General features: G+C 74.9%; 16 protein-coding genes. 6 read left to right on the top strand and 10 right to left on the bottom strand.

Annotated features, from left to right (window positions below):
- Positions 1 to 187: 187 nt before the first annotated feature.
- Both ABD994_RS07265 and metH read right to left on the bottom strand, forming a co-directional pair.
- Positions 188 to 901 carry an HAD family hydrolase gene (locus tag ABD994_RS07265; protein ID WP_345412362.1) on the bottom strand — a complete coding sequence of 238 codons (714 nt, stop codon included), beginning with the start codon at positions 899 to 901 and terminating at the stop codon, positions 188 to 190.
- Entirely contained in the window at positions 894 to 4,451 is a 3,558-nt protein-coding gene (gene metH / locus ABD994_RS07270; RefSeq protein ID WP_345412365.1) for a methionine synthase, read from the bottom strand. The genes ABD994_RS07265 and metH overlap by 8 nt, the downstream gene beginning before the upstream one ends.
- A gap of 128 nt (positions 4,452 to 4,579) precedes the next feature.
- Between metH and ABD994_RS07275 the strand changes: the two genes are divergently transcribed.
- Entirely contained in the window at positions 4,580 to 5,461 is an 882-nt protein-coding gene (locus tag ABD994_RS07275; protein WP_345412473.1) for a PAC2 family protein, read from the top strand.
- A complete protein-coding gene (locus ABD994_RS07280) occupies positions 5,458 to 6,582 on the top strand; it encodes an MFS transporter (protein WP_345412367.1) in 1,125 nt (374 codons plus the stop codon). Before ABD994_RS07275 ends, ABD994_RS07280 begins: the two co-directional genes overlap by 4 nt.
- 1 nt (position 6,583) lies before the next feature.
- On the opposite strand, the gene ABD994_RS07285 is transcribed toward ABD994_RS07280, so the two are convergent.
- The 6 genes from ABD994_RS07285 to ABD994_RS07310 all read right to left on the bottom strand — a co-directional run bounded on the left by ABD994_RS07285 (position 6,584) and on the right by ABD994_RS07310 (position 14,656).
- Positions 6,584 to 7,741 (bottom strand): MFS transporter, encoded by a 1,158-nt coding sequence (locus ABD994_RS07285; protein WP_345412370.1) that lies wholly within the window; start codon positions 7,739 to 7,741, stop codon positions 6,584 to 6,586.
- A gap of 114 nt (positions 7,742 to 7,855) precedes the next feature.
- Positions 7,856 to 9,271: a type VII secretion protein EccB gene (eccB, locus tag ABD994_RS07290; RefSeq protein ID WP_345412372.1), complete on the bottom strand. Its 1,416-nt coding sequence runs from the start codon at positions 9,269 to 9,271 to the stop codon at positions 7,856 to 7,858.
- Positions 9,272 to 9,322: 51 nt separating this feature from the next.
- Positions 9,323 to 9,679, bottom strand: coding sequence for a DUF2237 family protein (locus ABD994_RS07295; protein ID WP_345412374.1), 357 nt, complete (start codon positions 9,677 to 9,679; stop codon positions 9,323 to 9,325).
- Positions 9,680 to 9,697: 18 nt separating this feature from the next.
- Complete coding sequence (gene mshC / locus ABD994_RS07300; protein WP_345412376.1) at positions 9,698 to 10,948, bottom strand: cysteine--1-D-myo-inosityl 2-amino-2-deoxy-alpha-D-glucopyranoside ligase; 1,251 nt, start codon at positions 10,946 to 10,948, stop codon at positions 9,698 to 9,700.
- Between the two features lie 302 nt (positions 10,949 to 11,250).
- Positions 11,251 to 13,239, bottom strand: a complete 1,989-nt coding sequence (locus ABD994_RS07305; RefSeq protein WP_345412378.1) for a VWA domain-containing protein — start codon at positions 13,237 to 13,239, stop codon at positions 11,251 to 11,253.
- Complete coding sequence (locus ABD994_RS07310; protein WP_345412380.1) at positions 13,229 to 14,656, bottom strand: ATP-binding protein; 1,428 nt, start codon at positions 14,654 to 14,656, stop codon at positions 13,229 to 13,231. The genes ABD994_RS07305 and ABD994_RS07310 overlap by 11 nt, the downstream gene beginning before the upstream one ends.
- A gap of 186 nt (positions 14,657 to 14,842) precedes the next feature.
- On the opposite strand from ABD994_RS07310, the gene ABD994_RS07315 reads away from it, so the two are divergent.
- Genes ABD994_RS07315 through ABD994_RS07330 form a run of 4 tightly spaced genes read left to right on the top strand, consistent with a single transcriptional unit; the run spans position 14,843 to position 17,281 of the window.
- Entirely contained in the window at positions 14,843 to 15,034 is a 192-nt protein-coding gene (locus ABD994_RS07315; RefSeq protein WP_345412382.1) for a hypothetical protein, read from the top strand.
- Positions 15,031 to 15,654 (top strand): sortase domain-containing protein, encoded by a 624-nt coding sequence (locus ABD994_RS07320; protein ID WP_345412384.1) that lies wholly within the window; start codon positions 15,031 to 15,033, stop codon positions 15,652 to 15,654. Before ABD994_RS07315 ends, ABD994_RS07320 begins: the two co-directional genes overlap by 4 nt.
- A 59-nt stretch (positions 15,655 to 15,713) precedes the next feature.
- On the top strand, positions 15,714 to 16,451 hold the full coding sequence (locus ABD994_RS07325; RefSeq protein ID WP_345412475.1) for an SDR family NAD(P)-dependent oxidoreductase: 738 nt from the start codon (positions 15,714 to 15,716) through the stop codon (positions 16,449 to 16,451).
- A 29-nt stretch (positions 16,452 to 16,480) separates the two neighbouring features.
- Positions 16,481 to 17,281: an enoyl-CoA hydratase/isomerase family protein gene (locus ABD994_RS07330; protein WP_345412386.1), complete on the top strand. Its 801-nt coding sequence runs from the start codon at positions 16,481 to 16,483 to the stop codon at positions 17,279 to 17,281.
- Here ABD994_RS07330 and ABD994_RS07335 read toward each other — a convergent pair.
- Both ABD994_RS07335 and ABD994_RS07340 read right to left on the bottom strand, forming a co-directional pair.
- Positions 17,227 to 18,528 (bottom strand): MFS transporter, encoded by a 1,302-nt coding sequence (locus ABD994_RS07335; RefSeq protein WP_345412388.1) that lies wholly within the window; start codon positions 18,526 to 18,528, stop codon positions 17,227 to 17,229. The genes ABD994_RS07330 and ABD994_RS07335 overlap by 55 nt on opposite strands.
- Complete coding sequence (locus tag ABD994_RS07340; protein WP_345412390.1) at positions 18,513 to 19,328, bottom strand: SCO1664 family protein; 816 nt, start codon at positions 19,326 to 19,328, stop codon at positions 18,513 to 18,515. The genes ABD994_RS07335 and ABD994_RS07340 overlap by 16 nt, the downstream gene beginning before the upstream one ends.
- Positions 19,329 to 19,330: the final 2 nt, after the last annotated feature.

Below are 19,330 nucleotides of genomic sequence, written 5' to 3' on the forward strand. Positions count from 1 at the left end.
ACGTGGTCGTTCCGGGTCGCACCACGTGGGTTCCCTCGGGCGGCCCCGGCGGTTCGGAGATCCGGCGCTGATCGCGCCGTCCGGGCGTCCGCACGCGCCGAACGGACGGTCGGCCGGGACACCGACCGGCGGATTCCCCCGAACGTGGGTGCACGCTGGGCCGACCGTGGCCCGCACCGCCCGGCGCTCAGTGCGCCCCGGACGGCGTCGGGTGGTCGGCGGCCCGGCCGGCCTCCTCACCGGCGAGGGCAGCCCGGAGGTCGTCGACGGTGAGCCCGACGAGGCTCGCGCGCAGCACGCGCCGCTCCCCCGCGGGCACCGCGACCTCGGAGGGCACGACGAGCACGGTGGCGCCGGCGGCGACCGCCGAGCGCGTCCCCGTCGGGGAGTCCTCCACCGCGACGCACGCGGCCGGGTCGACGCCCAGCAGCTCGGCCGCCCGCCGGTAGGGCGCGGGGTCGGGCTTGGTGGCCGCGACCTCGTCGCCGCACACCGTGACGTCGAAGAACCCCCGGCCGATCGTGTCCAGCGCGACGTCGGTGAGCTCGCGGTAGGTGCTGGTGACCAGCGCCGTGGCGAGCCCGGAGGCGCGCACCGCGGCCAGGGCCTCCCGGGCGCCGGGGCGCCACGGCAGGTCGTGGGCGAACAGCTCCTTGGTGCGCTCCAGCAGCCAGCGCCCGTCGGCGTCGACGCCGGCCCGGTCGTCCGGGTCGAGGCCCACCTCGGCACGGACCGCCGCCACCGACCGCGGCAGCGACGACCCGACGAGGTCCTCGCGCGTCGCGGCCGAGATCCCGCCGCCGAGGTGCGCGGCGAGGTCGGCCAGCGACACGTCCCAGAGCCGCTCGGAGTCCACCAGCGTGCCGTCCATGTCCCACAGGACGGCCGCCAGATCAGACATTGAAGTACTTGGCCTCCGGGTGGTGCACCACGAACGCGTCGGTCGACTGCTCGGGGTGCAGCTGGTCCTCGTCGGAGAGCTCGACGCCGATGCGGTGCGGGTCGAGCAGGTCGACGATCTTCGCCCGGTCCTCGACGTTCGGGCAGGCACCGTAGCCGAGCGAGAAGCGGGCGCCGCGGTAGCCGAGCTTGAAGTACTCGTTGACGTCGGCCGGGTCCTGGTCGGCCATCGTCGAGCCGTCGGCGAACGTCAGCTCCTCGCGCACCCGGCGGTGCCAGTACTCCGCCAGCGCCTCGGTGAGCTGCACGCCCAGGCCGTGGACCTCGAGGTAGTCGCGGTAGGCGTTCTCCGCGAACAGGGTGTTGGCGAAGTCGGCGATGGGCTGGCCCATCGTCACGAGGTTCATCGGCATGACGTCGACGCCGCCGAGCTCGCGGGCCTCGTCGCGGGTGCGGAAGAAGTCGGCGAGGCACAGGCGCCGGTCGCGCTTCTGGCGCGGGAACGCGAAGCGGTGCAGCTCGCCGGCGTCGGGCTTGGCCTCGTCGAGCACGACGACGTCCTGGCCCTCGGAGATCACCGGGAAGTACCCGGTGACCAGCGCGGCGTGGCTGGTGATGCCCTCGGACTGCAGCCGGTCGAGCCAGGAGCGCAGGCGCGGGCGGCCCTCGGTCTCGACGAGCTCCTCGTAGCTCGGGCCGTCGCCGCCCTTCTCGCCGCGCAGGCCCCACTGCCCGAAGAAGGTGGCGCGCTCGTCGAGCAGCGCGGCGAAGTCCTGCAGGCGCAGGCCGCGGACCACGCGGGTGCCCCAGAACGGCGGCTGCGGGACCTCGATGCGCCGTGCGACGTCGGAGATCGCGTCCGGGTCGAACGCCGGGTTCTCCTCGCCGGCCTCGGCCTCGCGCTTGGCCTTGATGCGGTTCGAGCGCTCGCGGCGCTCCTTGCGCTCCGCGGCCTTGGCCTTCTCCTCCTCGGAGGGACCGTCACCGGTCATCACCGAGTCCATGAGGCGCAGGCCCTCGAAGGCGTCCTTCGCGTACCGGACGTCGCCCTGGAACAGCTCGCCGAGGTCGTTCTCGACGTAGGACCGGGTCAGCGCCGCCCCGCCGAGCAGCACCGGGTACTTGTCGGCGACGCCGCGCTCGTTCATCTCCTGGAGGTTGTCCTTCATGACCACGGTGGACTTCACCAGCAGCCCGGACATCCCGATGGCGTCGACCTTGTTCTCCTCGGCCGCCTCGAGGATGGCGTTGATCGGCTGCTTGATACCGATGTTGACCACGTCGTAGCCGTTGTTGGACAGGATGATGTCCACGAGGTTCTTGCCGATGTCGTGGACGTCGCCCTTGACCGTCGCCAGCAGGATCTTGCCCTTGCCGGAGTTGTCGGTCGCCTCCATGTGCGGCTCGAGGTAGGCCACCGCGGCCTTCATGACCTCGGCCGAGGCCAGCACGAACGGCAGCTGCATCTTGCCGGCGCCGAAGAGCTCGCCGACGGTCTTCATGCCGGCCAGCAGCGTCTCGTTGATAATCTCGAGCGGGTCCTTCTCCTCCATCCCCGCGTCGAGGTCGGCCTCGAGGCCGTTGCGGTCGCCGTCGACGATGCGCCGCTCCAGGCGGTCGAACAGCGGCAGCGCCGCGAGCTCCTCGGCGCGCGCGTCCTTGGCCGACGCGGCCGAGACACCCTCGAAGATGCCCATGAAGTACTGGAGCGGGTCGGGGGTGTTGCGCTCCTCGTGCCGGCGGTCGTACACCAGGTCGAGAGCGGCCTCGCGGGCGTCGTCGTCGATCTGCGACATCGGCAGGATCTTCGAGGCGTTGAGGATCGCGCTGTCGAGCCCGGCCTCGACGCACTCGTTGAGGAACACCGAGTTGAGCACCTGGCGCGCCGCCGGGTTGAGGCCGAACGAGATGTTCGACAGGCCCAGCGTCGTCTGGACCTCCGGGTAGCGCTCCTTGAGCTGCTTGATCGCCTCGATCGTCTCGATGCCGTCGCGGCGGACCTCCTCCTGGCCGGTGGAGATCGGGAACGTCAGGCAGTCGATGATGATGTCCTCGACCCGCATGCCCCAGTTCTCGGTGAGGTCCTCGATGATCCGGAAGGCCACCCGCGTCTTCCACTCGGCGGTGCGGGCCTGGCCCTCCTCGTCGATGCACAGGCCGACCACCGCGGCGCCGTGCTCCTTGGCGATGCGCATGATCTTCTGGAACCGCGAGTCGGGCCCGGCGCCGTCCTCGTAGTTCACCGAGTTGACGGCCGAGCGGCCACCGAGCTGCTCGAGGCCGACCCGCAGCACGTCGGGCTCGGTGGAGTCGAGCACCACCGGCAACGTCGACGCGGTGGACACGTCGTGGGCGAGGCGGTCCATGTCCGCCTCGCCGTCACGCCCGACGTAGTCGATGCAGAGGTCCATGAAGTGCGCACCCTCGCGGGTCTGCGCCTTCGCGATGTCCACGCACTTCTCGTAGTCGTCCTCGACCATCGCCTCGCGGAACGCCTTCGAGCCGTTGGCGTTGGAGCGCTCGCCGATCATCAGCAGGCCGGTGTCCTGGCGGAACGGGACGGCCTGGTACATCGAGGCGAGGCCCGGCTCGGGCTTCGGGTCGCGCGGGGTGGGCGTGAGGTCCTTGCACTTCTCGGCCAGGGCCCTGACGTGGTCGTTCGTGGTGCCGCAGCAGCCGCCGACGAGCTGGAGGCCGTAGTCGGTGATGAACGAGGCGCAGTAGTCGGCGAGCTCGTCGGGCTGCAGGGGGTACTCGGGGCCGTTCGGGCCGAGCTCGGGCAGGCCGGCGTTGGGCATGACGCTGACCGGGATGCGGCTCTGGCGGCTGAGGGCGCGCAGGTGCTCGCTCATCTCGGCCGGTCCGGTGGCGCAGTTGAGGCCGATGCCGTCGATGCCCAGGGGCTCGAGGGCCGTCAGGGCCGCGGTGATCTCGGAACCGACGAGCATGGTCCCCGTGAGCTCGACCGTGACGTGGCAGATGACCGGGACACGCCTGCCGTACTGGTCCATCGCCCGGTAGGCACCGAGGATGGCCGACTTCGCCTGCAGCAGGTCCTGGCAGGTCTCGACGAGGATCGCGTCGGCGCCGCCCTCGAGCTGGCCGAGCACCGACTCGACGTAGGCGTCGCGCAGCTTGGCGAACGGGGCGTGCCCGAGCGTGGGGAGCTTGGTGCCGGGGCCGTTGGAGCCGAAGACGAAGCGGGGACGCTCGGATGTCGCGTACTCGTCGGCCGCCTGCCGCGCGATCTTCGTGCCCTCGAGCGAGAGCTCGCGGATCCGGTCGGCGATGTCGTACTCGTTGAGGTTCGGCCAGTTCGTGCCGAAGGTGTTGGTCTCGATGACGTCGGCGCCGGCCTCGAGGTGGCCCTGGTGCACGGTGAGCACCGCGTCGGGACGCGAGACGTTGAGGATCTCGTTGCAGCCCTCGAGCTGCTCGAAGTCGTCGAGCGAGAGGTCCTGGTCCTGCAGCGCGGTCCCCATGGCACCATCGCCGATGAGAACGCGGGAGTGCAGGGCGGTCAGGAAATCAGACTCACTCGACGTAGTCATCGAACGATCGTAACGTGATCGAGGAGCCGGTCCGCGTGCACTGCGAGCCTCGTCACGACCCGTAAGCTGGGCCGGTGACCGCCTCCGACGACCGAGGAATCCCTGCTCGCGAGCTGTCCGACCCGGTCATGTTGTGCGCGTTCGAGGGGTGGAACGACGCCGGCGACGCGGCCAGCACGGCCGTCGAGCACCTCACCCTGAACTGGGACGCGGCCGAGCTGGGTGCGATCGACCCCGAGGACTACTACGACTTCCAGGTCTCCCGCCCGACCGTGCGGCTGGTCGACGGGATCAGCCGTGCCATCGACTGGCCGACCACGCGCTTCACGCTCTGCCGCCCGCCGGGCTCCGAGCGCGACCTCGTGCTGGTGCGCGGCATCGAGCCGAACATGCGGTGGCGCTCGTTCGTCGCCGAGATCGTCGCGAAGGCCGAGGAGCTCGGCGTCACCACGGTGATCACGCTCGGTGCGCTGCTGGCCGACACCCCGCACACCCGTCCGGTGCCGGTCACCGGCTCGTCGTTCGACAAGGCCTCGGCCGCCCGCTACGGCCTGTCGAGCTCGCGCTACCAGGGGCCCACGGGCATCACCGGCGTCCTCAACGACGCCTGCGTCCAGGCCGGCATCCCCGCGATCTCGTTCTGGGCCGCCGTGCCGCACTACGTCTCGCAGCCGCCGGCGCCGAAGGCCACGATCGCCCTGCTCCAGCGGGTCGAGGAGGTCCTCGACGTCGAGGTGCCCCTCGGCGGGCTGCCCGAGCAGGCCGAGAAGTGGGAGCGCACGGTCTCGGAGATGGCCGACGAGGACGACGAGGTGCGCGAGTACGTCAAGGCGCTCGAGGAGGCCGGCGACGCCGAGACCGACCTCGAGGAGGCCTCCGGCGAGGAGATCGCCGCCGACTTCGAGCGCTACCTGCGCCGCCGCGGGCCGGGTGGCCCGGGCGACTCGGGTGGTCCCGGTGGCACCGCGGGCGGCCCGCCCGGCCCCGGCAAGGGTCCCTGGGAGCGGTGACCGAGGCTCCACCCCGTCCGACGGCGAGCCGCCTCCAGCTGGCGGCGCTCTACGCCGGCGGCTTCCTCGGCCCGTTCGGCGGCGGGATCACCGCCTCGATGCTGCCCGAGCTCGGCGCCGACCTCGGGATGTCGCCGTCCGCGGCGGCGACGTCGCTGACGGCGTACCTGCTGCCGTTCGCGCTGCTCATGCTGGTGTCGGGGACGCTCGGCCAGCGCTGGGGCGCCCGCCGCACGGTCCGCACGGCCTACGTCGCGTACGTGGTGTTCTCGCTGCTCGGGGCCGTCGCGACCGCCGGGTGGCTCTTCCTCGGAGCCCGTGCGCTGCAGGGCGCCGCCAACGCGTTCACGACGCCGCTGCTGCTGGCGTCGCTGGCGACGGTCACGCCGCCCGAGCGCCTGGGCCGCTCCCTGGGCGTCATGGGCTCGCTGCAGGCCGCCGGGATGACGTTCGCGCCGCTGGTCGGCGGGCTGGCCGCGTCGCTGGACTGGCGGGCCGCGTTCGTCGGCGTCGCGGTGGTGGCGGCGCTGCTGGCCGTGGCCGGGCTCCCCGCCGATCCGCAGGGCCTGCCGGACGACCGGCCGCGGCTGCGCGACGCGTGGCGCCGCCCGGTGCTGCGGATGGCCCTCGTGGCCGGGCTCGCGTGGGGCGCGCTCGGTGGCCTGTCGTTCCTCGTGGCCCTGCGCGTCGAGGACGCGTTCACGCTCGGCGCCGGCCTGCGGGGCCTGCTGCTCACCGGCTTCGGCGTGTGCGGGCTGCTCACCGCCCGCCTCATCGGGTCCGGGGTCGACCGGGTCGGGCCGGGCGTGTCGGTGCGCGTCGGGGCGGTCGCCGGCGCGGTGCTCGTCGCGGCCGTCGGGCTGCTGCCCTCGGTGGTCGCGGTGGCGGCGGTGTGGGCGCTCGCGGGCGCGGCCGCCCAGCTGGTGCTGGTCGGCGTCAACACCCTGGTGCTGCGCGGCGGCACCGCCGGCGGCGTCTCGGTGGTCCAGGCCGGGCGGTTCCTCGGCGCCTCCGCCGCGCCCGCGGTGTTCCTCGGGCCCTACCACCTCTCCCCCGTCGCCGGCTTCGGCCTGGCGGGCGTCCTGCTGCTCGGCGCGGCGGTGCTGGCCCCGCGCCGTTGACTCAGGCGGCGAGCCGTCGTGCCCCCGGCAGGGCGAGCAGCACGGCGAGGAGTGCCGCGACGGCGCCGAGCCCGGCGAGCGGCCCGAGCAGGCTGCCGTCACCGGCGAGCGCCGAGAGCAGGTAGGGCACGCCGAAGCCGAGGTAGGCGCACGCGTAGAACGTGCCGGTCAGGGCGCCGCGCTCGCGGGGCAGGGCGAGGGCGGCGACCATCGCCAGCCCGGACGCGAGGCACAGGCCGTAGCCGGCGCCGAGCAGCAGGGCCGCGGGGAGCAGCAGCGGCCAGGCGTCGAGGCCGAGCGCGAGCAGGGCCAGTCCGAGCCCGACCGCCCCGAGACCCAGCCCGACCGGTCCCCCGCGGGCGGCGCCGAGACGGCGCTGCAGCGGCGGCACGAGGGCGCCCGTCGAGAGCGTCACCCCGGCGACGATCCCGGCGACGGCCACCGCGATGCCCGGCACCTGAGGGGTGAGCAGCAGCGGCAGCACCGTCGCGGCCGTCGAGGGGAAGGCGAAGACCCCGAGCGCCACCGGCACCACGACCAGCACGAACGGGCGCCGCGCGTGGACCGGCACGCCGAGGTTCACCAGCGGGCCGCCGGTGCGCCTCCGCTCGGGTCCGAGGGTCTCGGGCACGCCGGGCAGCAGGGCGACCGCGACGACCATGAGCGCGACGTGCACCAGGTACGGCAGGACGGTCGGCAGCGGAGCCCACTGGCCCATCAGCCCGGCGACCAGCGGTCCGCCCGCCCAGCCCGCGGCGAGCGCGATGGTGGTCAGCCGGGCGGAGCGTCCCGGGTCGTCGACGAGCTCCCCCAGCCACGCCGTGCCGACGCTGAACACGACCCCGGACACCGCGCCCTGCAGGAAGCGGCCCAGGAACAGCACGAGCACCGACGAGCCGGCCGCGAGGAAGAGCACGGAGACCAGCCCGGCGAGCACCACGAACGGCACGACGACCGGCCGGCGCCCGAGGCGGTCCGACGCGGGCCCGGAGAGCAGCAGCGCCGGGATGAGGCCGGCCGCGTAGACGCCGAAGGCCGCCGTGAGCGTCGTCGGCGCGAGGTCGAGGGTCTCGCGGTAGACGAGCAGCAGCGGTGTGGGGACGTTCGTCCCGAAGGCGACGACGAACACGACGGTCCAGAGGGCCGCCGTCGGTCCCACCCTCGCGCCGCGCCGCACTCCGGCACCCTGCCGCACACCGACCGACGGAGCGAGGGCGTCCTTCGCTGCATCACACGGAACCAGGGAGTCCCTCGCTCCTCTCGCCGGCGCCTCTCAGCGGGCGGTCTGCGCGGCGAGGGGGTCGAGCGTGGGTCCGCGCGGGAGCAGGTCGAGCACGGCGCGCGGGGCCGGCCGGGGCGTGCCGAGGCCGAGCGCCGCGGCCGCGGCCGGGTCGGGGACGGCGAAGACCCGGCCGCCAGGGTCGACGAGCACGCCGCGGGCGGGGTCGAGGGGCGCGCCCGGGAAGGCGGGCACGAAGTAGGCGCCGCCGCCGGCCACCCAGGCCCCGTCGAGCGGGGGCCCGACCAGCGGCGTCGGCGCCACCGGGCCGGGCAGGGCCGGAGCCGCGAACACGGCCGCGGTGCCGGCGGCGTCGGCGCGCACGCAGGTCGTCGTGGCCTGGTCGTAGGTGACCAGGCGGGGGAAGGTCGAGGGGTAGGCGCCGGCGTCGACGACGCGCACCCGCGGGGCAGCGGCGAGCCGGGGCGCCGGGACGGCGGCGATCCCGGGGTCGGCGGCCGGGTCCGGGTTGGCGAACCGCGCGAGCTGGGCGACCACCGGCGGCACCTCCTGCACCCCGGTGATCGCGACGAGGAAGAAGCGGGCGCCGTCGGGGCTCACCACCGCGCCGACGGGGACGCCGAGCGCCGCGGTGCGCGGCTCGGCCGGGGTGGCCCCGCTGCCCGGCACCCCGGGCAGCACGAGCGCCGGGGCGTCGGGCCGCGCCCCGAGCAGCGCCGGGCTGGCGGCGCGGGGCCGGGCGCCGGTGAGGTCGAGGCCGCGCACGACCGAGCCCTGGGTCGGGTCGATCCGCGCCCGCCGCCCGTCGGTGACCAGCCAGAACGCGTCCGGCCCGCGCAGCAGCAGCGCCTCGCCGGCGGCCAGCGGGCGGCCGGGGGCGGGCAGCCCGCCGAGCGCGACCGTCGTCAGGGTCGGGTCGGCGGCCGGGTCGGGCACCGAGGGGTCGAGCACGGCCTGGTCGCACACGGCCCACGCGTCGGGGACGGGGACGCGCGGGTCGGGCAGGACGGCGGGGGCGCCGGGGATGCCCGCGGGTGCGGTGCGGGGCGCGTCGGCGACGGCGTCGTCGCGGACCGGCACCGGCGGGCCCGACAGGCCCCCGGCGTTCGCCGGGTTGCCGGCCGCGGCCGCGAGCAGGCGGGCCGACGCGAGGTTGAGGGCGGGCACGAGCCGGTCCGGGCCGTGCGCGACGGCGTAGAGCGCGCCGGACGGCTCCCCGCGCACGACCGCCTCGTCGCTCCATCCCTCGTCGCCGCGCACCAGCCCGACGACGGCGAACCCGACGAGCGCGAGCACCCCGAGCACCACCCCGACCAGCAGCGCGCGGTCCTGGCGGCGTCCCGGGTCGTGCCGCGGCGTCGGGTCGCGGCCCACCAGCGCCGACGACAGCCGCCGCACCGCGAACCGGTGCGCCTGCACCTGGGTCGGGGTGGGCGGTTCGGAGTTCACCCGCCGATGCGTACCGCATGTGAGCGGTCCGGGTCGTGACAACGGCCCGGATCACTCACCTGCGCGGTGCGCCTCCAGATCGGCCAGGTCGACCCACTCCAGGGTGCGGGCGTGCGTCGCCTCGAGGACGACCGGGGGCGCGACCCCGCCGTCGAGGGCCTCCTTCCAGCGGCTCGCGCACAGGCACCAGCGGTCGCCGGGGTTCAGCCCCGGGAAGCCGGCGTCCGCGCGCGTCAGGTCGTTGCCGCGGGCGGCGCTGAACTCGAGGAACTCCGCGGTGACGCGGGCGCACACGGTGTGCACGCCGGCGTCGTCGGGGCCGGTCTCGCAGCAGCCGTCGCGGTAGAAGCCGGTGACGGGGTCGTGACTGCAGTCGGCGAGCTCGCCGCCGAGGACGTTGCGGGCCATGGCGACGGCGTACCCCGCTCAGCGCAGCGTGACCCCGAGGAGGGCGTCGACGGCGTCGGCGACGCGGCTGGGGCCGTCGGGGGTCCAGCCCGCGCCGTCGCGGCGGGTGAGGACGTCGTCGGCCCAGGCGTCGAGCGCGGCGAGGGCGCCCGGGGTGTCGAGGTCGTCGGCGAGGTGCTGGCGCACGCGGGCCACGACGTCGTCGGGGTCCGGGCCGGTGGGCGCCGCCGCGGCCTCGCGCCAGCGGTGCAGCCGGGCCTGGCCCTCGGTGAGCAGCCCGGCGGTCCACGACCGGTCGGTGCGCCAGTGCCCGCTCATCAGCGCCAGGCGGACGGCCATCGGGTCGACGCGGTCGCCGCGCAGGCGCGAGACGAAGACGAGGTTCCCCTTCGACTTCGACATCTTCTCGCCGTCGAGCCCGAGCATCCCGGCGTGGCAGTAGTGCCGGGCCAGCGGGTGGGCGCCGGTGAGCGCCTCGGCGTGGGCCGAACCGAACTCGTGGTGCGGGAACGCCAGGTCCGAGCCGCCGCCCTGGACGTCGTACTGGTCGCCGAGGCGGTTGAGCGCGATCGCGGCGCACTCGACGTGCCAGCCCGGGCGCCCCTCCCCCAGGTCCGACGCCCACGACGGCTCGCCCTCGCGGGCCATCCGCCACAGCAGGGCGTCGAGCGGGTGGCGCTTGCCCTTGCGGTCCGGGTCGCCGCCGCGCTCGGGGAAGATCTCGAGCATCTCCGCCTCGCTGTAGCGCGAGACGTAGCCGAAGTCCCGGGTCGCGGTGTGGTCGTGGTAGACGTCCGGGAAGCGCTCGTCGTCGGCGCGGTAGCCCGCGCCGCTGGCCAGCAGCTTGCCGACCAGCTCGCTGATCTCGTCGACCGCCTCGACCGCGCCGATGTAGTCCCGCGGCGGGAGGATCCGCAGCGACTCCATGTCCTCGCGGAACAGCGCCGTCTCCCGCATGGCGAGCACGACCCAGTCCTCGCCGTCGCGGTCCGCGCGCTCGAGCAGCGGGTCGTCCACGTCGGTGACGTTCTGGACGTAGTGCACGTCGTGGCCGGCGTCGAGCCAGAGCCGGTTGATGAGGTCGAACGCGAGGTAGGTCGCCGCGTGCCCGAGGTGGGTCGCGTCGTACGGGGTGATGCCGCAGACGTACATCTTCGCCGTGGCGCCCGGGGCGGTGGGCCGCACGCCGTCGCTCGCCGTGTCGAACAGCCGCAGCGGGGGTGGGGTACCGGGGACTCGGGGGACGTCGATGGCCGACCACGCTCGCATGGGCTGAGCCTATGCCCGGGCCCACGGAGATTCCGTGACTCGTGGCGAACCGCTCGCGGCGCCGGGACGAACCCCGGGTGGACCCCGGCCGGGTCGTGTCGCAGGGGCGTCGGTGGGCGAGCACCGGTGTCCCTGCACGGGTGACGGACCCGGCCGGGGTGGCCGGGAGCCGCGGGGGGGATCGGCTCCAGCCACGATCGAGCGTAACCGCTTTCCCTCCGTCGTGGCGGGACGTGGTCACCCTCGATCTCCGCCGGCCACGGCGTTGCCCCGGACGGCGGATCGATGGTTCTGCCGATGTCTCAGCGTCGTCGGCGACTCGCCAGGTAATCACTCACCACAGCGGCCCCCAGGCCGTCGAGGTCCGGGTTGACGACCCGGCCCCCGGCGCGGCGCGCGACCAGGTCGACGAACGCCTCCAGACGCGGGTCCTCCCCGAGCATGAAGACCGTCAGGGCCGCGTTCAGCCGCGCCAGCGCGTCGACCTCCCCGAGCGTCGCCCGCAGCGTCTCCGGGCTCGGCGGGTAGTCGAACGCGGCGTGCCCGTCCGGCTCGAGGTGCGCCGTGGGTTCGCCGTCCGTGACGACGAGGACGACCGGCGCCGCGTCGGCGTTCTTCCGCAGGTGCTTCCCGGCCAGCAGGAGCGCGTGGTGCAGGTTCGTGCCCTGCTCCCACGCCCCCTCCAGCGCGGTGAGCTCGCCGAGCTCGACCTCCTTGGCGTGGCGGCCGAACGTGATGAGCTGCAGCGCGTCGCCGCGGAACCGCGTCGAGACGAGGTGGTGCAGCGCCAGCGCCGTGCGCTTCATCGGCACCCACCGCCCGTCGGCGACCATCGACCACGACGTGTCGACGCACAGCGCCACCGCGGCCCGCGTGCGCTGCTCGGTCTCGACGATCTCCACGTCGGTGACGTCCAGCGCCCGGGAGTCACGGCGGCCCGCTCCCGCTGCGTGCCGCATCTCGGCGTTGAGCAGCGTCCGCGAGACGTCCCACCGCTCGGTGTCGCCGAACGCCCACGGCCGGGTCGCGCCCGTGGCCTCCCCCGCCGCGCCGGAGCGCTGGGTCTCCCGCTCGCCGCGCCGCGTCGACAGCGACCCGACGACGTCGCGCAGCGACGACTGGCCGAGCTGGCGCAGGGCCTTCGGCGAGAGCATCAGCGACCCGTCCGCGGCCCGCTGGAACACGCCCTGGCGCTCGAGCTCGCGCTGGAGCTCGGCCAGGCGCTGCGCGTCGACGCGGGCCTGCTCGCCGAGCGTCGCCTCGAGCGCCTCGAGGTCGATGTCCTCCATCCGCGCGCCCGGGTAGGACTGCGAGAGCTGCTCGGCCAGGGCGTCCATCTGCCCCAGCTCCTCCATGGCCCGGGTGGCCTCGCCCATGCCCAGCGGGTCCTCGCCGCGGAAGCGGCCCCGGCCCTGCCAGTCCTCCCCCGGGCGCAGGCCCTGGAGCTGCTGGTCGAGCCGCCCGAGCTGGTCGGCGAGGCCCGGGTCGCCGAAGGCCTGCTGCATGAGGCCCTCGAGCTCGGCGCGCTGCTCGGCGGACAGCGAGTTCATCATCCGTTGGGCCGCGGCCGCGCGTTCGGCGAGCAGGTCGACCAGCTCGTCGGTGGTCTGCGGGTTCTCCGGGAAGAACTGGCCGTGCTCGTCCATGAACTCGCGGAACTGGTCCGCGGTGTCCTCGCCGCGGCCGTGCGCCTCGAGCAGGTCGTTCAGGTCGGAGATCATCTCCTTGACCCGCTCGACGTCCTCGGGCGTCGCGTTCTCCATCGCCTGCTTCATGCCCTGGAAGCGCTGGTCGAGCGCCTCCCGGCCCAGGAGGTCCTTGATCTGCTCGTAGGCCTGGCGCGCCTCGGCGTTGCGCCAGTCGTACTCCTCGAGCTCGCGCACCGCGCCCGCCGGCGAGGGCGGCAGGGCGTCGAGCTGCATCTCGCGGAAGCGGGCGTCGTCGGAGTCCTCGGCCTGCAGGGAGTTCCGCTCGGCCTCGAGCGCCCGCTCGAGCAGCTCGCGCACCTCCTGCAGCGTGCCGTCGAGGCGGTGGTTGCGCTGCAGGCGGCTGCGCCGCTCGTTGAGCCGGCGCATGAGGTCGTCCAGGCCGCGCTGCTCGCCGAGCCCGCGGCGCATGAGCTCGCGCATCGCCTGCCGCGGCGACGTGCCCTCCATGACGTCGCGGCCCAGCTCGTCCATCGCCTCGCGCAGGTCGAACGGCGGGGCGAGCGGGTCGGGACCGTCGTAGTACCGGCCGTAGGAGTAGCGCCCGCTCGTGGGCCCGCCGGCGTCTGCCGGGTCAGCCGCCATACGCCACCGTCCCGTCCTCCGCGTCGTCGTCCTTGGCCAGCTTGCGCGTGAGGTAGAGGTGCTCGAGGGCGAGCTCGACCGCGCTGGCCAGCGGGCCGGGCGCCTCGGTGCCGGCCGCGCCCAGACGCTCGGCGACGGTGTAGACCACCGAGATCGACGGCAGGGCGTCCACCACCTGGCGGGCCGCCACGCGGTCGCCGGTGACGACCCGGCGCGCACCCTCCAGCGCGGACACGCCGTCGGCGAGCGGGGCCAGGTCGACCCCGGCCAGGCGGGCGCGGGCGGTCTCGGTGACCGAGCGGCGAAGCAGGTGGGTGAGCAGCTCGGCCTCGCGGCCCTCCTCGCCCGACTCGAACTCGAGCTTGCCGCGCAGCACCGGCGGCACCGACTCGAGGTCGACGGGACGGGCCACGGCCGCGTCCTCGCCGGTGACCGCGGCCCGGCGCAGCGCCGCGGCCGCGACGGTCTCGGCGGCGGCGATCGTGAAGCGGGCGGAGACGCCGCTGCGCTGGTCGACCGCGCCGGACTGGCGCAGGTGGCGGGTGAAGCGGGCCAGCACCTCGACGAGGTGGTCGGGCACGTCGGCCACGAGGTGCGCCTCCTGGCGCACCAGGGCGATCTCGCCGGCGACCTCGAGCGGGTAGTGCGTGCGGACCTCGGCGCCGAAGCGGTCCTTGAGCGGGGTGATGATCCGCCCGCGGTTGGTGTAGTCCTCGGGGTTCGCGCTGGCCACCAGCATGATGTCCAGCGGCAGGCGCAGCGTGTAGCCGCGGACCTGGATGTCGCGCTCCTCCATGACGTTGAGCAGCGCGACCTGGATGCGCTCGGCGAGGTCGGGCAGCTCGTTGATCGTCACGATGCCGCGGTGCGCGCGCGGCACGAGGCCGTAGTGGATGGTCTCCGGGTCGCCCAGGCTGCGGCCCTCGGCGACCTTGACCGGGTCGACGTCGCCGATGAGGTCGGCGACGCTGGTGTCGGGCGTGGCCAGCTTCTCGGCGTAGCGCTCGCTGCGGTGGCGCCACGCGATCGGCAGGTCGTCACCGAGCTCTGCGGCACGCCGGCGGCTCGCGGGGATGATCGGCTCAGCCGGGTGCTCGCCCAGCTCGGAGCCCTCGATCACCGGGGTCCACTCGTCGAGCAGGTTCACCAGGCTGCGCAGCAGGCGCGTCTTGCCCTGGCCACGCTCGCCGAGCAGCACCACGTCGTGGCCCGCCAGCACCGCCCGCTCGAACTGCGGCAGGACGGTGCGGTCGAAACCGACGATGCCCGGCCACGGGTCCTGCCCGGCGCGCAGCCGGGCCAGGAGGTTGTCCCGCAGCTCGGTCCGGACGCTGCGGGCGTTCGCCGCCGGGTGGCCGCTGCGGGCCAGCTCGCCGGCGGTGGTGGGGAGATCAGCAGGAGCGGAAGGAGTGCTCACCCGGACCACGCTACGTCCGCGACCGCGATCCGGCTCCCGCCGAGCCGGAATTCTGTTCCGGAACGAGGATCGCCCGAAGGTGGCACGCGCCGCGCCGTCACGGTGCGTGCCCTCTCGACACTCTCCGGAGTTCACTGCGTCCACCTCCCGCACGCGCCGGGAGACTCCTGGGAGGAGTGGACGATCATGGCCGTCGTCGCGACCACACTCGCCGCGTCCGGAGCCCTCGTCTCGCCGTCGGTGGCGTGGTGGTCGGCGATCGCGGTGCTGCTCCTCGCCGGCAGCGCCGGCCTGACCCGTGTCCGCCACCGCCCCGAGCGCCGCCCCGAGCGCCGCCGGCTGGCCCGCGGCGCCCGGCCGCTGCGCCGGCGACGGTGAGCCGGCACCGCCGCCCGCCCCGACCCCGCCCGGCCCACCCGGCCCCCACGGCCCTCGACCCGGTCGTCCTGGGGCGCGTGCTGGCGGTGCTCGCCGTCGTCCTCTCGGCCGCCTGCACGGCGATGGGGGTGGCGACGGCGTCGCGCCCGCCCGACCCCTGCCCGCCGGTGGCCGCGCCCTGGTACGCCGACCCGACGCCGCTGCCCCGGGCCGAACCGGTCTCGCTGACCGTCGACCGCGTCGACGCCTGCTCGTCGCTGGTCCCGGTCGACCGGCTCGCCGCCCCGGCCGCACCGGAGCAGGCGGGCTGGTTCCGCGACGGCCCGACGCCCGGAGAGGCCGGGTCGGCGGTGGTCGTCGGGCAGGTCGAGGGCGGCGGCCGGCGCAGGGTGTTCGCGGGGCTCGCGGCGGCGACGGCCGGCGACCGGGTCACCGTGTGGCGCCGCGACGGCTCCCTCGCGGTGTTCACCGTCGAGGGCACGACGCAGGTCTCGGCCACCTCGTTCCCGACCCGGACGATGCACGCCCGCTCACCCGACGCCCTGCTGCGCCTCCTCGCGCCCGGGACCGACGGCGCGGACGACGTGATCGTCTACGCGCGGCTCGTCGGCCGGGGTTGAGGCCGCCGCGGGGGTCGTCCCCGCCGGTGCCGAGGTGATATAGCCACCCCGTGGCCCCCATGGACAACAAGATCGCGATCGTCACCGGCGCCGGGCGCGGCATCGGGCGCGGCATCGCCGAGAAGCTCGCCGCCGAGGGCGCGACGGTCGTGGCGACCGACGTCGACGAGGCCACGGCGCAGGAGACGGCCGCGGCGCTCGGCGGCGACGCGATCGGGATGGCCGCCGACGTCGCGTCGCGGGACGCGGTGACCGCGATGGTCCTCGCCGCCCACGAGCGCTTCGGGCGCATCGACGTGCTGGTCAACAACGCCGGCTGGGACCGCGCCGGGCCCTTCGTCGACTCCGACCCCGCCGACTGGGACCGGGTCATCGGGATCAACCTCTACGGCGTCCTGCACACCAGCCACGTGGTCCTCCCGATCATGACCGAGCAGGGCGGCGGCCGCGTCGTCAACCTCGCCTCGGACGCCGGCCGGGTCGGCTCGTCCGGCGAGGCCGTGTACTCCGCGGCCAAGGGCGGGGTCATCGCGTTCACCAAGACCTGCGCCCGCGAGATGGCCCGCCACGGCATCGCGGTCAACTGCGTCTGCCCCGGCCCCACCGACACCGCGCTGTTCGCCGAGTTCGCGGGTGACGACCCGAAGCTGCGCGAGGCGCTGACCAGGGCCATCCCGCTGCGCCGCCTCGCCCAGCCTGGCGACGTGGCGAACGCCGTCGCGTTCCTGGCCTCCGACGAGGCCGCCTACATCACCGGCCAGACGCTGTCCGTCAGCGGCGGCCTCTCGATGAGCTGACCCACCCCACCCACCGGAGAGGCCCCGACGTGCCGTTCGACGACTACCACCAGCTGACCTTCGAGCGCCGTGACCACGGCGTCCTGCTGATCACCATCGACCGGCCGGACAAGTACAACGCCGCCGACGAGCAGATGCACGGCGAGCTGGCGCGGGTGTGGCGGGACGTCAACAGCGACCCGGACACCCGCGTCGCGGTGATCACCGGCGCCGGCCGGGCGTTCTCCGCCGGCGGCGACCTCGCGATGGTCGAGCGCATCGCCGGCGACTACGACCGCGTGCACCACATGCTGCGCGAGATGTCGGAGCTGGTCTACAACATCATCGACTGCGAGAAGCCGATCGTCTCGGCGATCAACGGGGTCGCCGTCGGCGCCGGGGTGGTCGTCGCCCTGCTCGCCGACGTCGCCATCGCCGCCGAGGACGCCAAGCTCGGCGACGGGCACGTCAAGCTCGGGGTGGCGGCCGGCGACCACGCGGCGATCATCTGGCCGCTGCTCGCGGGCATGGCCAAGGCGCGGTACTACCTGCTGACCGGCGAGATGGTCACCGGCGCGGAGGCCGAGCGCCTGGGGATGGTCGCGAAGGCCCTGCCCCGCGACCAGGTGCTCGACGAGGCCCTGCGCGTCGCGGACACCCTCGGGTCGGGGGCCCAGCAGGCGATCCGGCTGACGAAGAAGAGCCTCAACAACTGGCTGCGCAGCGCCGGGCCGACCTTCGACCAGTCCGCGGCCTACGAGATGCTGACCTTCCTGGGCCCGGACGTCGTCGAGGGCTACACCGCGCTGCGCGAGAAGCGGGCGCCGGTGTTCCCGTCCGCGGCCGACTGAGACCGCACGCGGCGGGAGGCCCGCGCGACCCCGACCAGCGCCACCAGCCACACCGGGATCTGCACGGCCATGGCGACGCGGAAGGCGGCGAGCGTGTACGCGTCGGGGGTGCCGGCGCCCTGCAGGTCGAGGGCCAGGCCCACGAGCAGGACCACGGTGATCGTCGAGACGAAGCCGCCGACGTTGACGATCCCCGAGGCGCGCCCGATCCGGCTCGGCGGCACGGCGGCGCGGGCGATGTCGAACGCCACGAGCGACGCCGGCCCGCCGCCGCCGAGCACCACGACGTGCAGCGCGAGCAGCACCAGGGGCGCCGGGCCGGGCCAGGCGAGGACCACGACCCAGGACGCGGCCTGGGCGACGACGCTGAGCACGATCAGCCGGACCCGGCGTGCCGGGAACCGCCCGGCCAGCGTGCCCAGGAGCGGGCCGATCGCGATGCCGGCCGCCACGTAGAGCGCGAGCAGGCCGCGGGCGGTGCCGCCCCCGAGGCCCTCGCCGCCGGTGAGGAACGGGAAGCCCCACAGCAGCCCGAAGACGTTGCCCGGGAACGGCGACGCCAGGTGGCACCAGAACGCGAGCCGCACGCCGGGCTCCCGCAGGGCGGCGCCGAGCCCGCCGGCGACGCCACCGGTCGGTGGCGGCCCCACCCCGGCCGGACCGTCGCGCACCACGGCGAGCACGAGGACCGCCGTCAGCACGGCCGTCCCGCCCGCCGCGAGGTAGGCCGGCGTCCAGCCCGCGCCGGCGACGAGCGCGGCGAGGGGCACCGCCGAGACGACCTGACCGAGCTGGCCGAGGATGCCAGCGAGCTGGTTGAGCACCGGCACCCGCCGGGCGGGGAACCAGGACGGGATGAGGCGCAGGACGCTGACGAACGTCACCGCGTCGCCGGCGCCCACGAGCATCCGCCCGGCCACGGCCAGCCAGAACGGGGCCGCGAGCGCGAGGACGGCCTGGCCGGCGGCGACGAGCACCGCCCCGCCGGCGATCACCCGCCGCGGCCCGACGCGGTCGACGAGCACGCCGGCCGGGATCTGCAGGGCGGCGTAGACGGCCAGCTGCAGCACCGCGAGCAGAGACAGGACGCCCGACGAGACGCCGAAGCGCTCGGCGGCGGTGACGCCGGTCGCCGCGAGCGACGAGCGCCCGAGCACGGCGACGACGTAGGCCACGACGGCGACGCCCCAGACGACCAGGGCGCGCCCGGAGCGGCGCGGGGGGACGACGGTCAGAACGCCGGCCACGGGATGGCGGGCCAGCGCCCCCCGGGCGCGGGCAGCTCACCGGCGTCGAGCAGCCGCGAGACCCGCGAGCGCAGGGCCGTGACCTCGGCGCGGGTGAGGTGGTCGTGCAGCGTCTCGTTCAGCCCGGCGCCGTTGCCGGGCGAGAGCGCGGCCCGCAGGCGGCGCAGGCCCTCGACGACGTCGTCGGTCAGCGGTTCGCCGGTCCAGCCCCACAGCACCGTGCGCAGCTTCTCCTCGCGGTGCAGGCAGATGCCGTGGTCGACGCCGTAGACGCCGCCGTCGACGCCCGCGAGGACGTGCCCGCCCTTGCGGTCGGCGTTGTTGACCACGACGTCGAGGGCCGCCATCCGCCGCAGCGCGGGGTCGTCGCGGTGCACCAGCAGCGCCGGGTCGCCGTCCATCCCCCGGGCGCGCAGCACCGTGCGCCACTCCCGCGAGACGTCCTTCGGCGCGAGGATGTCGACCAGCTCGCGCTCGTCGTCGGTCTCGATCCAGCGCTGCACCATGCCCGGCCCGAACGGGCCGTCGCGCAGCACCGTGGTGGGCACGACGTGGAACCCGGCGGCCTCGCTGACCAGGTACGTGGCCACCTCGCGGCCGGCGAGCGTGCCGTCGGGGAAGTCCCACAGCGGGCGCTCGCCGCGCACCGGCTTGTAGACGCAGTGCTCCTCGACCCCGTCCGCGGCGATCGAGCAGAACAGCGTGGTGTTGGAGGCCTCCGTCAGGCGCCCCTCGACCTCGATGCGGCCGTGGAGCAGCAGCTCCAGGTCGTCGCGGGCCTCGTCCGTCTCCGGGTCCACGC

Source organism: Actinomycetospora chlora, assembly GCF_039542135.1.
GTDB lineage: Bacteria > Actinomycetota > Actinomycetes > Mycobacteriales > Pseudonocardiaceae > Actinomycetospora > Actinomycetospora chlora.

What these genes read in the sequence shown, in the direction of transcription:
- ABD994_RS07265 (WP_345412362.1), bottom strand. Translation starts at nt 901, where the DNA reads ATGTCTGATCTGGCGGCCGTCCTGTGGGACATGGACGGCACGCTGGTG.
- metH (WP_345412365.1), bottom strand. Translation starts at nt 4,451, where the DNA reads ATGACTACGTCGAGTGAGTCTGATTTCCTGACCGCCCTGCACTCCCGC.
- ABD994_RS07275 (WP_345412473.1), top strand. Translation starts at nt 4,580, where the DNA reads ATGTTGTGCGCGTTCGAGGGGTGGAACGACGCCGGCGACGCGGCCAGC.
- ABD994_RS07295 (WP_345412374.1), bottom strand. Translation starts at nt 9,679, where the DNA reads ATGGCCCGCAACGTCCTCGGCGGCGAGCTCGCCGACTGCAGTCACGAC.
- mshC (WP_345412376.1), bottom strand. Translation starts at nt 10,948, where the DNA reads ATGCGAGCGTGGTCGGCCATCGACGTCCCCCGAGTCCCCGGTACCCCA.
- ABD994_RS07305 (WP_345412378.1), bottom strand. Translation starts at nt 13,239, where the DNA reads ATGGCGGCTGACCCGGCAGACGCCGGCGGGCCCACGAGCGGGCGCTAC.
- ABD994_RS07315 (WP_345412382.1), top strand. Translation starts at nt 14,843, where the DNA reads ATGGCCGTCGTCGCGACCACACTCGCCGCGTCCGGAGCCCTCGTCTCG.
- ABD994_RS07325 (WP_345412475.1), top strand. Translation starts at nt 15,714, where the DNA reads ATGGACAACAAGATCGCGATCGTCACCGGCGCCGGGCGCGGCATCGGG.